Annotated in this window: 11 protein-coding genes; 8 read left to right on the top strand and 3 right to left on the bottom strand. The window is 45.6% G+C overall.

Translation table 11 applies throughout. The features are described 5' to 3' along the window. The first annotated feature begins 21 nt into the window (after positions 1–21). From AC5ZC7_RS31695 to AC5ZC7_RS31670, 6 genes are all read left to right on the top strand, one after another. Entirely contained in the window at positions 22–1,032 is a 1,011-nt protein-coding gene (locus tag AC5ZC7_RS31695) for a zinc-binding dehydrogenase (RefSeq protein ID WP_496161366.1), read from the top strand. 214 nt (positions 1,033–1,246) lie between these two features. Further along, the gene (locus tag AC5ZC7_RS31690; protein WP_496161367.1) at positions 1,247–2,635 is read left to right on the top strand and encodes a cytochrome ubiquinol oxidase subunit I; all 1,389 of its coding nucleotides are present in this window, start codon (positions 1,247–1,249) and stop codon (positions 2,633–2,635) included. A 6-nt stretch (positions 2,636–2,641) separates the two neighbouring features. Further along, positions 2,642–3,676 carry a cytochrome d ubiquinol oxidase subunit II gene (gene cydB / locus AC5ZC7_RS31685; protein ID WP_496161368.1) on the top strand — a complete coding sequence of 345 codons (1,035 nt, stop codon included), beginning with the start codon at positions 2,642–2,644 and terminating at the stop codon, positions 3,674–3,676. Positions 3,677–4,043: 367 nt separating this feature from the next. Then, on the top strand, positions 4,044–5,006 hold the full coding sequence (locus AC5ZC7_RS31680) for a WYL domain-containing protein (protein ID WP_496161369.1): 963 nt from the start codon (positions 4,044–4,046) through the stop codon (positions 5,004–5,006). Between the two features lie 74 nt (positions 5,007–5,080). After that, on the top strand, positions 5,081–6,112 hold the full coding sequence (locus AC5ZC7_RS31675) for a DJ-1/PfpI family protein (RefSeq protein WP_496161370.1): 1,032 nt from the start codon (positions 5,081–5,083) through the stop codon (positions 6,110–6,112). A gap of 62 nt (positions 6,113–6,174) precedes the next feature. Further along, entirely contained in the window at positions 6,175–6,855 is a 681-nt protein-coding gene (locus tag AC5ZC7_RS31670; RefSeq protein ID WP_496161371.1) for a GyrI-like domain-containing protein, read from the top strand. Positions 6,856–6,944: 89 nt separating this feature from the next. Here the strand turns inward: AC5ZC7_RS31670 and rnc are convergent, their stop codons facing one another. The 3 genes from rnc to AC5ZC7_RS31655 all read right to left on the bottom strand — a co-directional run bounded on the left by rnc (position 6,945) and on the right by AC5ZC7_RS31655 (position 9,188). Then, positions 6,945–7,601, bottom strand: coding sequence for a ribonuclease III (gene rnc, locus AC5ZC7_RS31665; RefSeq protein WP_496161372.1), 657 nt, complete (start codon positions 7,599–7,601; stop codon positions 6,945–6,947). 73 nt (positions 7,602–7,674) lie between these two features. Beyond that, the gene (gene fabF, locus AC5ZC7_RS31660) at positions 7,675–8,928 is read right to left on the bottom strand and encodes a beta-ketoacyl-ACP synthase II (protein ID WP_496161373.1); all 1,254 of its coding nucleotides are present in this window, start codon (positions 8,926–8,928) and stop codon (positions 7,675–7,677) included. Between the two features lie 23 nt (positions 8,929–8,951). Continuing rightward, positions 8,952–9,188: an acyl carrier protein gene (locus AC5ZC7_RS31655; protein WP_012788038.1), complete on the bottom strand. Its 237-nt coding sequence runs from the start codon at positions 9,186–9,188 to the stop codon at positions 8,952–8,954. 481 nt (positions 9,189–9,669) lie between these two features. Here AC5ZC7_RS31655 and AC5ZC7_RS31650 point away from each other — a divergent pair, with 481 nt between their 5' ends. Both AC5ZC7_RS31650 and AC5ZC7_RS31645 read left to right on the top strand, forming a co-directional pair. Next, a complete protein-coding gene (locus tag AC5ZC7_RS31650) occupies positions 9,670–10,749 on the top strand; it encodes an efflux RND transporter periplasmic adaptor subunit (protein ID WP_496161374.1) in 1,080 nt (359 codons plus the stop codon). A 121-nt stretch (positions 10,750–10,870) separates the two neighbouring features. Continuing rightward, a complete protein-coding gene (locus AC5ZC7_RS31645) occupies positions 10,871–13,996 on the top strand; it encodes an efflux RND transporter permease subunit (RefSeq protein WP_496161375.1) in 3,126 nt (1,041 codons plus the stop codon). The last annotated feature ends 28 nt before the right edge of the window (positions 13,997–14,024 follow it).

Below are 14,024 nucleotides of genomic sequence, written 5' to 3'. Positions count from 1 at the left end.
TGTGTCAGAAAAATTATTCTTATGAAAGCAGTACAACAAATAGCCTTCGGACTGGACAGTTTACAACTCACAGAACTCCCTACCCCCACACCTGCACCGCACGAAGTATTAGTTAAAATAGAAGCCGCCGGGCTCAATTATCTTGATGTAGCCCTGGCTACTGGTACTTATAGTAAACAATTGCCTTTACCCCGCATCCCAACTTCTGATGGCGCAGGCGTAGTAGCCGCCATCGGCGATAAGGTAAGCCAATGGAAACCTGGCGACCGGGTAATTGTACAATATAATCAGCTTTGGCAAAACGGGAAAGCCACTCCCACCACCAATCACATCAGAACAGGTGTGAGTACCCCCGGTATGCTCGCAGAATATGCAGCTGTTCCGGAATATGCTTTGGTGCGTACGCCTGCTAACCTCAGTAGCGTAGAGGCGGCCACGTTACCAGTTGCTGGTGTTACCGCATGGACAGGCCTTATGGGTTATGCCGGCATTCAACCCGGACAAACCGTTCTTACACAAGGCACTGGCGGCGTTTCCTTGTTCGCGTTGCAATTGGCCCTGGCGGCGGGTGCGAAAGTAATCGCTACCAGCAGCAGCCCGGAGAAATTAAAAAAATTGCAGGCGTTGGGGGCGCATGAAGTCATTGATTATAAACAATATCCCGACTGGCACGAAGAAGTAAAGCGGCTGACTAATGGCGCAGGCGTACACGCTACGCTGGATATTGCCGGCGCTGCCACTATTGTTAATTCTGTGAAATCTGTTGGCATGAACGGCTTTGTGGGATTGGTAGGATTCATTGCGGGTGCGCAATTACCATTAGACCTGTTTACCATTGTAGGTAATTACATCCGGTTACAGGGATATTCTGTGGGTAGTTTGGAGAGTTTCCAGCAATTGGTAGCAGCAGTAGAGGCAAATGATATTCATCCGGTTATAGACAGCGTATTCCCTGTAAGCAAGGTGCAGGAAGCATTCCAACACATGGGTAGCAGTAGCTATTTTGGTAAAATCGTGATTGAAATGAACTAAACTAATATACATATAAACGTCCTGCGCAGCGGCAGGACGTTATATCAAGTAAACCATTACACTAAAATTATTGTTTCAAGATAGTAAAACAAGGCGACAAACCTGTTATTTTCCTTGTTAAGGTGATGATAACATTATATTTTTATCAATACATGACAAACATCAGTTTCATGGATATCTTCACCTCCTACCTTTGCATCAATAATTTTGTATTATGCCTTCTGTAGAAATACTATCCAGGATACAATTTGCCTTCACCATTGCCTTTCACTATATCTATCCTCCGCTGAGTATAGGACTGGGACTCTGTCTCGTTATTATGGAAGGGCTGTATCTCAAAACAGGTCTCGCACTCTATAAGGATATCACCCGGTTTTGGATCAAAATATTTGCCCTAATCTTCGGGATTGGGGTAGCCACGGGTATTGTGATGGAGTTTGAATTCGGGACCAACTGGGCTACCTACTCTCATTATGTGGGGGATATCTTCGGCAGCGCCCTGGCGGCAGAAGGGATCTTCGCTTTTGCCATGGAATCTGCCTTCCTGGGCGTTTTACTGTTTGGATGGAACCGGGTGAACAAAGGCGTTCACTTTTTTTCTACCTGTATGGTTGCCCTGGGTTCTATTTTTTCCGCGTTGTGGATCGTTATTGCCAACTCCTGGCAGCAAACACCCGCAGGATTCCGCATTGAAGGCCACGATATGCAGGCGCGTGCGGTAGTAACAGACTTCTGGGAAATGGTGCTGAATCCTTCTTCTGTAGATCGCTTCTCTCATGTTATTATTGGTTCCTTCCTCGCAGGTGCTTTCCTGGTGATGAGTGTAGGCGCCTGGTATATATTAAAAGAACGTTTTGTAAAACACGCGCAGGCTATGTTCAAAGTAGGCCTGAGTGTAGCCGTGGTGGCTGCTTTGATGCAGCTGTTCACCGGGCATCGCTCTGCACATTATGTCAGCAAATACCAGCCGGCTAAATTAGCAGCGATGGAAGGCCACTATGATAGTTCGGCTGTAGCGCCAATGTACCTGGTAGGATGGGTGGATAATAAAAATGAAACCACTACAGGTATAAAAATCCCTGGCGGTCTTTCTTTCCTGACACATGGGAACTTTTCAGCGCCGGTAGAGGGATTGCGGGCTACGCCCAAAGAAGACAGACCTGGTGCCGTCAACTTCGTTTTCCAGATGTATCATATGATGATCTCTATTGGCATGATACTCATTGGATTAACTTTGTTAGCTGTTTTTCTTTTATGGAGAAAGAAGTTGTTTAACCAACGCTGGCTGATGATCATCTTTGCCTGGGCTGTGGTGTTACCACAAATTGCCAACCAGGTAGGCTGGTATGCCGCAGAAGTAGGACGACAACCCTGGGTAGTATACAAGCTGCTACGCACCTCAGATGCTTTATCGCGGAAAGTGACTTCAGACCAGGTGATGTTCTCGCTGATATTATTTACGCTGGTATATCTATTGTTGTTTACGCTTTTCATGTACCTGCTAACCCGTAAAATCCAGCATGGGCCAGACATTTCGGAGAATGCTGAAACAGAGTTTGATGGCTACTACAATGACAACCTTACTTACCATCCTAAATCATAGCAATATATGGAAACAATACTCGGACTGGATCTGCCAACCTGGTGGTTTTTAGTAATTGGCGGATTGATCACAGGATATGGTGTACTCGATGGTTTTGACCTCGGAGCAGGCGCCCTGCACTTATTTTTTAAGAAAGAAGAAAGCCGGCGCCTGGTGCTGAATGCTATTGGACCGGTATGGGATGGTAATGAGGTATGGCTGGTTATTGCAGGAGGGGCGCTGTTTGCAGGCTTCCCGCTGGTATATGGCGTAGTATTATCTACCTTTTATATTCCCTTCATGTTATTCCTGGTAGCCCTGATTTTCCGGGCTATTTCCATAGAATTCAGAAGTAAGGAATCCTGGCTGTGGTGGCGGAAAATGTGGGATATCAGTTATACCGTTTCCAGCACCAGTATTACGTTGCTGTTGGGATTGGTATTGGGCAACCTGATTCATGGGCTGCCTATCAATAAAGAACATGAGTTTACCGGCAACCTGCTTACCTTCTTTAATCCATACGCTATCCTGATTGCGTTTACCACATTATCGCTGTTTATGCTCCATGGAGCTATTTACCTGGTCATGAAAACAGAAAACAGGTTGTATACAAGGCTGACAGTGATTGTAAACAACTGCAGTAAATTTTTCATCCTGTGTTTTATACTAACGTCAATGGCTACCCTGATTTATGTGCCACATATGACGCATCAGTTTAAAACACATCCGCAGCTGTTCATATTGCCAATGGTAGCGGTACTCATCCTGTTAAACATCAAAAGGAATGTAGACGCCCGTAAATATTATACCGCTTTTCTCTATTCCAGTATTATTACCGCCTGCCTGCTGATCCTGTTTGCGGTTGGATTATACCCGAACATCGTCATCTCTACTACAGATCCAGCCTATAGCATCAGCATTTATGCCGCGGCTTCTTCTGTAAAGTCATTAAAAATTATGTTATTAATTGCGGCTATCGGTACCCCTATGGTAATTGGATATACGGTTTTCCTGTTCTGGACTTTCAGGGGTAAAGTGAAATTAAACGAGATGAGTTATTGATAGAAGCTAAAGGCATAAAGCCGAAAACAAAAAGCTATTAAAGCGGGTGAGGAAATTGTATAGGCGACTTTTTAGGTGCTACTTTCGCTTAAGCATTCGCTTTGATAGCTTTTTGCTTTAACCTCCTAAAAAAACAGGTCCCCGCAAGAAATTGCAGGGACTTACCATTTAACCTATATTCTGTACTGTAGCATTGTGTTGATGATCTTCCGAAAGTCGTCTTTGTCTTTTTCTCAGTATCTTTTCTGTTATCAGAAGATTGTTATGTATTTAAGACGATGTACGTTGAATAAAGTTTAATGGATTTAAAAAAAATTCTGAAAATAATTTTTGGACCCCGAAATTCGTACCCAGAACAACAGCCTTCATGAACCGTATAGACCGTCTAACAGCCATTCTCATTCAATTACAGGGTAAAAAAATTGTAAAGGCGGCAGAAATCGCCGACCGCTTTAATATTAGCCTGAGAACGGTGTACCGGGACGTAAAAGCCCTACAGGAGGCTGGTGTGCCTATTGGAGCGGAGGCAGGAACCGGCTATTATATCGTGGAAGGCTATCACCTGCCGCCGGTGATGTTCTCTAAAGAAGAGGCTGCTGCGCTCCTTACCGGCGAAAAACTGATGGAGCACTTCAGCGACCACAGCAACAAGAAGCAGTTTAGCCTGGCCATGGAAAAAATACGGTCCGTATTGCGGGGAGCTGAAAAAGACTACCTCGAGTCCCTGGACGAAAACATCGCTGTATTCAGGTACCAGCCTGTAAATGCGGAAGTGAGCCAGTTTCCTAACCGCTTTCTTTCCGATATTCAACAGGCACTGGGTATGAGCCAGGTAGTCAGCATGGAGTACTTTTCCCTGCAGGAAGGAGTAGGGACCAAAAGAGAAGTAGAACCAATAGGTATTTTTCATCTCAGCAGTAACTGGCACCTGATCGCCTTTTGCCGGCTCAGGCAGGGCTATCGCGACTTCCGGTTAGACCGGATCCGTAAATTAAGTGTACTATCTGTCAATTATCAGAAAAACAAACACCCCTCTTTACAGGATTACCTGGAACAACAGCGCCAGCAGAATAAGGAAGATACCCACCTGATCAAAATCAATGTGGATAACGAAATCATGCGATATATCCGCGAGCAGAAATATTATTACGGCCTCATGGAAGAAAAGGTGACCGGTAACCAAACAGAGATGACTTTTCTCCAACCCTACCTGGGAAACTTTGCCCGCTGGCTCATCATGTTCGGCAACCATGTGGAGGTAATCCAGCCACAGGAGCTCAAAGAGCGGATGCAAGAACTGGTAACGGAGCTCAAAGAACATTATTTATAATTTTCAGATTACTGCTGACATAAGGTTGTCACTGCCCCATCGTTGCTTTGTATTGTGATTAAAAACAACACAATATGAAGACGCTGAACAATTGTTATGTATTCCTTTTCGATGGCTATTCAGACTGGGAACCCGCCCTTGCGATGTATGGCATGGGTAGCTTTACATCTGTTAATATCGTTACTTTCTCGCTCGATGGCCAGCCTGTTACATCCGGAGGCAAACTATTGGTACAGCCACAAGCCAGCCTGGCACAGGTAATGGCTGCTGATATTGACCTGCTGATTCTCCCGGGAGGCGCACCCATGGAGCAAGGCGCCAACACCGAAGTATTACCTCTTGTCCGGCAATTACTCGAAAAACAGAAAACTATTGCCGCCATCTGTGGCGCTACTGCATTATTAGCCCAACACGGCTTCCTGGATAATATCCCGCATACCAGCAATCATTCGGAAGTTCTGAAACAACTGGCGCCAGCTTACAAAGGCGGCGATTTCTACGACAACAGCCCGGCAGTGGCGGCACCGCATATTATTACCGCCAGCGGCACCGCGATGGTTCCTTTTACCAAAGCTATCCTTCATCACTTCGACCTGCTGCAAAACGAGCAGCTAAAATTCTGGTTTAGCTTCTTTGACGGTGGCGCTGCAGGTACTGACATGGGAATGTCTTCTTCCTTTCACTTCTTCTACCGCCGCTATGAAACTAACTATGAAGGCATGCTGAAACTGGTACGTACTGCTATTAAAGACGTATACGAGGCAGCAGTAGCAGCCGGGCTGGAAATCAGCGGCGGAGCGCAATGGCACTACCATGGCTTCGATGGGCAACCTGACACCATATTTGCCCTCGATATAGGCCTGCCGGTTACCGAAGTAAAAGCAGTGGCCGCCCCCTGGCAATGTGAAACATTACCTCCCTTCAAATGTGTAAGCATGCAGCACCACGGCAGCTGGGATCTTTTAGCCAACACGTACGGTAAACTGTTTACCGGTATGGGAATGCTGGGTTTACAAATGAATGGTTATACCCGCGAACAGTACCTCCAATACAATTTTGAACATCCTGAGCATAACATCACCAACGTGCAGATAGGAGTTATATAGTCTGATAGTGGGTGCGGGAACGGGCGCCTGCACCCATTATTTGTATTGCCCAAACCTTTTATATGAAAACGTATATCTATCTGGGCTGGTTGCTCCTGATCTCATTTGCTTTTGATATACAGCTAACACTCAAACACATGGACAAACTGGATTTAACGAAAGTATTCAAATCCTACTATACCGCCGGGAAAACACCTGAGCTGGTAACCATTTCAAAAGGATTATTTCTGACGATTACCGGCAAGGGCGATCCGGATGGCGCCTCGTTTGCAGAAGCCGTTGCAGCACTATATGGTGTAGCTTACGGGATTAAATTTGCCAGCAAACAAAAGGGGCTTGATTTCACGGTCAGCAAACTGGAAGGTTTCTGGTGGGTAGATAACCAGCAGGTAGACCCTTTACAGGTTCCCCGGGATCAATGGAATTATGAACTGGCTATTCGGTTGCCAGATGAAATCACCCGGCAGCAATTTTCCGAGTCAGTATTGGCTACAGAGAAAAAGAAGCATTCGGTTTATATCCGGCAGATTGACTTTAAGCAGATAGAGGAGGGGTTATGCGTACAAATGCTACATACCGGACCTTTTAGTGAAGAACCGGCATCACTCAAAAAGATGGACGATTTCATGGAAAAGGAAGGCTTACATATGAATGGCCTGCATCATGAAATCTATTTATCTGATTTTAGGAAAACGGCGCCAGAAAAATTGAAAACAATATTAAGGCATCCGGTGAGGAGATAATATAGGGAGATGTAAAAGAAAGTCTCCAACAACAACAAGGTAGTGGACCATTGTAGACGAAAGCCGGAAGCTTACTGCTGACGGCTTTTTTAGTCGCCTAATCCCAGTTGTATAATGGCTTGTTGGGCAGCAATCTGGCTGGCATCTTTTTTATTAAACGCTTTACCGCTGCAAATCAGTTCTCCATCTACCACAGCTCCTACGGTAAAGATGCGGCGGCCGTTATCCATTTGTTCTTCGAGCAATTCGAATTCCAATGTTTTGCCATTTTTATTGGCCCAGCCGTATAGTTTGTTTTTGTGGTTCATTTCCACGGTTTCCAACATTTCCATGTCGATATAAGGCATAATAATGCGCTTATGAACAAATTGCTGGGTTTTATTATAACCGCGGTCCAGGTAAACGGCGCCTACAAGGGCTTCGAGGGTGTTACCGAATATCTGGCTGATTTTGAGAAAGCTGTTGTACTTATCGTAGATGGTGAGCTTACGCAGTCCCATCTTGATGGCGATATCATTGAGTTGCTGCCGGTTTACAATCTTGGACCGCATCTCTGTTAAGTATCCTTCTGTTTTGTAAGGATATTTTTTAAAGAGATAGTCCCCCACGATGGCGCCGAGAATAGCGTCTCCGAGGTATTCCAGCCTTTCGTTGCTTTCCAGGAATTTTTCTTTACTGGAACGATGGCTCAGGGCCACTTCATAAAGGGCGAAGTTACCTGGAGGGAATCCCAGCAGGTTGTGCAACTCCTTATATAAGTGCCGTTTTTTGGAAACTAGTCGATATAAAAAACCTGGCAGTAAATTCACACAATCAAGATCAAGGAACGAATTTTTTGAAAATAACGGAGGCATTATGTCCTCCAAAACCAAAGGTATTGGATAATGCAGCGCGTACTTCTCTCTTTTGTGCGATATTAAAAGTAAAATTCAGCTTCGGGTCTAACTGCGGGTCGTCAGTAAAGTGGTTGATCGTAGGAGGAACTATGCCATCAAGGATTGACATAATTACGGCTATAGATTCAACGGCGCCGGCAGCCCCGAGCAAGTGCCCGGTCATGGATTTAGTAGAGCTGATGTTTAAATTATAAGCATGCTCTCCAAAAACCCCCTGAATGGCTTTTACTTCGGCAATATCTCCCAACGGAGTGGAAGTACCGTGAACGTTGATATAATCGATTTCGTTGGCCTGCATTTCGGCATCTGCCAGGGCATTCCGCATTACATTTAAAGCGCCCAGTCCTTCCGGATGGGGGGCTGTAATGTGATATGCGTCTGCGGTAGCGCCGCCACCGGCTAACTCTGCATATATCCTGGCTCCTCTTGCCTGTGCATGTTCTAATGACTCCAGTACAAGGGCACCAGCTCCTTCTCCCATCACAAAACCATCACGGTCAAGGTCAAAGGGTCTGGAAGCAGTTTTGGGATCATCATTCCTTTCCGACAGGGCCTTCATAGCGTTAAATCCGCCAACACAAGGCTCATTAATTACATTTTCTGACCCACCGGTAATCACCATATCGGTTTTACCATAGCGGATACTGTACATGGCCTCTATGATTGCATTGGTTGCAGACGCACAGGCTGATACAACAGAAAAATTCGGCCCCCTGAAACCATGGCGGATAGAAATATACCCTGCCGCGATATCAAGAATAAGCCTCGGAATTAAGAAAGGACTGAAACGGGGTGTACCATCCCCAGTGTGGAATTCTTTCAGCTCGTTACTGAAATTGATCATACCACCAACACCGGTACCCCATATCACTCCAACCCGATCAGCATTGATCTTGTCTTTATTGATATTGGCGTCCAGTATCGCCTGATCTGCGGCAATTACAGCCGTTTGTGTAAAGGGGTCCATCTTACGGGCCTCCTTTTTGTCCAGGTAGTTAGCAGGATCAAAATTTTTCAGTTCACAAGCAAAACGAGTTTTAAACTTGGAAGCATCAAATTGCTTGATAAAATCCGCGCCGGATACACCGTTCGTCAATCCGTGCCAAAAATCAGCTACGGAATTGCCGAGCGGTGTAAGAGCGCCTAAACCTGTAACGACAACTCGTCTTGGTTGCATTAAAACAATTCTGATTAGTAGGATTATTTTACATGTTCTTCCAGGTAAGCAACTGCCTGGCCAACAGTAGTAATAGTTTCAGCTTGTTCGTCAGGAATGGAGATGTTGAATTCTTTTTCGAATTCCATAATCAGTTCTACCGTATCCAAAGAGTCAGCGCCTAAGTCGTTGGTGAAGCTGGCTTCAGGAGTTACCTCGGCTTCGTCAACGCCCAATTTGTCAATGATGATCTTTTTAACTCTTGATGCAATGTCTGACATAATTTTAAGTGTTTTTGGTTTAAAACTTGACTGCAAAAATATAATTTTTATTGAATTGCCAACAGATAGCCCGAATTTTAAAGGCGCTCCAATAGGATCAATCTCACCAAACCCAGTACAGTAAACATATTCATAGCTTTGTTAATAAAAGAATTTATATAATTTTGATACTGGCAGGTTTATAGATTTGCTTATTTTAGCACAAAAGTCGCCTTTTTCGGGACAAATAAGCCAATCTCCCAAATCCAAAATCTATAAATCTTAAAATATCTCCATTCAACCACCTATATCACCACTTATCTAAAGCCTTAACGCTAATTAACAGTTGCCGGTAGTATTCAGCCCCCTCAATGCTTAAATTTGCCCGGCTTGTGAGATAATGGCACGATATCGCCATCTTCCAATTGTTGTATTCGCGTATTTTTCTGCTAAAACTAGCAGCTAAGGACCAAAAAGCTATAAAAAACACCTATAAAAAGATATGGCCATCACCAAAAAGACTGTTCGCTCAATCGTATTATTGGCCGCTGCCGGTATTGTAGTCTTCCTTATTTATAAGAAAACAACCAATACCAAGGCTGCCGGAGAACCAGCCGCAGCCGCCAAAGGAGCCGGGCCCAAAGCCCTGCTCACCGATGCCTGGATTGTAAAATCATCCCGGCTCGACCAATCTATTGAAGCCAGCGGTACCCTTCAGAGCAATGAAGAAGTAGAAGTAAAGCCGGAAATCAATGGCCGTATCATACACCTCTATTTTAAAGAAGGCACCTCCGTTAAAAAAGGCGACCTCCTCGTAAAACTGTACGATGAAGATCTCAAAGCCCAGCTGCAAAAACTCAAATTACAACAACAACTGGCCAAAACTACGCTGGAACGCCAGGAAAACCTGCTGAAAATAAATGGTATCAGCCAGCAAGACGTAGATGTTACCCATAACCAGGTAAGCGCTTATGGCGCCGATATGGACTATACCCAAACCCAACTGCAGAAAACGGAACTCCGCGCCCCCTTTAGTGGAAAATTGGGCTTACGGAACGTCAGCGAAGGCGCCATCGTGTCCTCCGCCACCGTTATTACCACCCTCCAACAGATAGATCCACTGAAAATGGACTTCTCCGTAGCAGAGAAATACCGAAATGCCATCAAAAACGGCGACCAGGTCAATTTTTATGTAGCAGGAGACAATAAAGAATATAAAGGCAGCATCTATGCCATTGATCCGAAAATTGACCTGACCACCCGCACCGTAAAACTCCGGGCCATTGTTCCTAATAATAATGGTGTACTGTTCCCCGGATCTTTTGCCAAGGTGAAAATCATATTAAAAGACCTGCCCGACGCCCTGATGATTCCTTCACAGGCGGTGATTCCCGGTACCCGCGATAAAAAAGTAATTGTAGCAGATAGCGGCAAAGTAAAATTTGTAGTAGTGGAAACAGGCCTGCGTACTGAAAGTAGCGTACAAATCACCTCCGGACTGCAGCCCGGCGATACCGTCATTACCACCGGTATCCTCCAGCTGAAACAAGGCATGCCGCTCAAGTATAATAAGATACAATAATGAAAAATTACGAATTAGGAATTACGGATTTGTGAGGAGATCATAGCGGATACGCTTCGCGTTCACCATCTTCCCACAGATCCGTAATTCCTAATTCGCAATTCTTCCTAAAATATTTACCATGAGTTTACCTTCATTATCACTCAAACGCCCCGTATTTGCTATCGTGATGAATATCATTATTGTGATATTCGGTCTGGTGGGCTTTACTTTTCTGGGGGTAAGAGATTTCCCGGCCATCGATCCGCCTATCGTGAACGTGCGCACCTCCTATGCCGGCGCTAACTCCGATATTATTGAAACACAGATCACGGAACCACTCGAAAAACAAATCAACGGTATCGCCGGGATTAAAAATATATCTTCCAGCAGCAGCCAGGGAAGCAGCAATATTACCGTGGAATTTGAGCTCGGACAAGACCTGGAAGGCGCTACCAACGACGTACGCGATAAAGTTTCCCAGGCCCTCCGCAGCTTACCTCCCGATATTGATGCCCCTCCCGTAGTATCCAAGCAGGACGCCAACTCAGACGCCATCATTTCCATGACGGTTCAGAGTAACACCCGCAACCAATTGGAAGTAACAGAATATGGTACCAACGTACTCCTGGAAAAACTGCAAACCATTCCCGGCGTAAGTGCCATACAGATATGGGGAGAAAAAAGATACGCCATGCGTATCTGGATGGATCCGGCTAAATTATCTTCCTATAGCCTTACCCCCGGCGACGTACAAGCCGCGCTGGCAAGAGAAAACGTGGAGTTACCTTCCGGGAAAATAGCTGGTAATGCTACCGACTTCACCGTACGTACCTTCGGCCGCCTCGTTTCTGAAGATGATTTCAATGGCCTCATTATCAAAAATATCAATGGCAGCGAAATCCGCATCCGGGATATTGGCCAGGCCGTACTCGGACCGGAAAATGAAGAAACCGTGCTGAAAGAATCAGGTAGTCCTATGATTGCGCTCGCCCTGATTCCCCAACCCGGCTCCAACTATGTGGCCATCGCCGACGAATTCTACAAAAGATTCAACCAACTCAAAAAAGATATTCCGGACGATTACTCCGTAAATATCGCCATGGACAACACCAAATTCATCAAACAATCTATTGATGAAGTAGAGGAAACCCTCATTGTGGCGTTAGTACTGGTAATCATTATTGTATACTTGTTCTTCCGCGACTGGTTGATGGCTTTGCGCCCTTTGATAGATATTCCGGTATCCCTGATCGGCGCCTTCTTCATTATGTATGCCTGCGGATTTACCATTAATATCCTTACCCTCCTGGCCATCGTACTCGCTACAGGGCTGGTAGTGGATGATGGTATTGTGGTAACAGAAAACATTTATAAGAAGATAGAAGCCGGTATACCCAGAATGCGGGCGGCCAGAGAAGGATCCGAGGAAATATTCTTTGCGGTTATTGCAACGTCTATCACCCTCGCCTTCGTATTCTTACCTATCATCTTCCTGCAGGGGTTTGTTGGGCAGCTTTTCCGCGAATTCGGAATAGTGGTGGCAGGAGCGGTAATTATTTCTGCTTTTGTCTCCCTCACCTTAACACCTGTACTGAACGTGAAGCTGGGTCGTAAAACACATACCCACTCCTGGTTCTATACTAAAACAGAACCTTTCTTCCGCTGGATGGAAGACGGCTATAAAAATTCACTGGAAGCGTTTATGCGTTTCCGTTGGGTAGCAGGATTAATTATCGCCGGCTGCCTGGTGATGATTTACTTCCTCTTCAAAACCCTGCAATCAGAACTGGCGCCACTCGAAGATCGCAGCACTTTCCGCTTGTCTATCACCACACCGGAAGGCACTGCCTATGACTACATGGACAACTATGTAGACCGGCTCACCAAATTCATGGTAGACTCCATACCGGAGAAAAAGATTGTACTCAGCGTTACCTCTCCCGGATTCAGTGGCTCCGGCGCCGTTAACACCGCCTTCGCCAACGTTATGCTTACCGAACCACATGACCGTAAACGTTCGCAGAAAGATATTGTGAATATGGTGAACCGTAATATGAACCGGTTCCCTGAGGGTAAGGTATTTGCCATTGAAGCACAAACCATCCAGGTAGGGCGTCGTAGCGGATTACCGGTGTCATTTGTACTGGAACATATCAACTTTGATACGTTAACATCTGTACTGCCTAAATTCATGGAAGAAGTAAGCAGTAGCCCCATTTTCCAGGGAACGGATGTGGACCTGAAGTTTAATAAACCTGAATTACGCATACATATCAATCGCGATAAAGCCACACAGTTGGGTGTTTCTGTGCAGGACATCTCACAAACCCTGCAGCTGGCGTTGAGTAACCTGCGCTATGGCTACTTTATCAGAAATGGCAAACAATACCAGGTAATGGGGCAAGTGTTCCGTGCAGATCGCGATGATCCAATGGATCTGCAAAACCTGTATGTACGCAACTCCCGCGGCGAAGCGATACAGCTGGACAACGTGGTAAGCATTGAAGAAGAAACCAGTCCGCCGATTATTTATCACTTTAACCGTTATAAATCTGCCACCATTTCTGCGGGCCTTGCTCCGGGCAAAACCATTGGTGATGGTCTTAAAGAGATGTACCGGATTTATGATAAACTACAAAAAGAACAAATCCTCAATGACTCGTTTAACACCGCATTATCCGGTTCTTCACGTGACTATGCAGAAAGCGGTTCCAATACGATGTTTGCATTAGGATTGGCGCTGGTACTCATTTACCTGGTACTGGCAGCACAGTTTGAAAGCTGGGTAGATCCGTTAACCATCATGCTTACGGTACCACTGGCTTTTGCAGGTGCATTGTTATCACTCTGGCTGTTTAATCAAACCTGGAATATCTTCTCTCAAATCGGTGTTATTATGCTGATCGGGTTGGTAACCAAGAATGGCATACTGATCGTGGAATTCGCCAACCATCAGCGCGACAACGGCATGCAGAAAGCGGATGCTGTTATCAACGCGTCTTCCATGCGTCTTCGTCCCATCCTGATGACCAGCCTGGCCATGGCGCTGGGTGCGTTGCCAATTGCCATGTCATTGGGTGCCGCCGCTACCAGCCGTATTCCACTGGGGATCGTAATTGTGGGAGGTATTGTATTCTCACTGGTATTAACACTATATGTAATTCCGGCCATGTACACCTTCCTCTCCCGCAGAGGTAACTTATCTCATGATGATGAGGAAGCAGAAGAGGATGCGACAAAGAAAATTGCCGCCACGCATGCCTGAGGAGGAATGGATTGAATGATTAAGACTA

The organism is Chitinophaga sp. 9-1-y (assembly GCF_059511905.2).
Note: the sequence above shows the minus strand (reverse complement) of the source record. Positions and strands in the feature narration are given on the sequence as shown.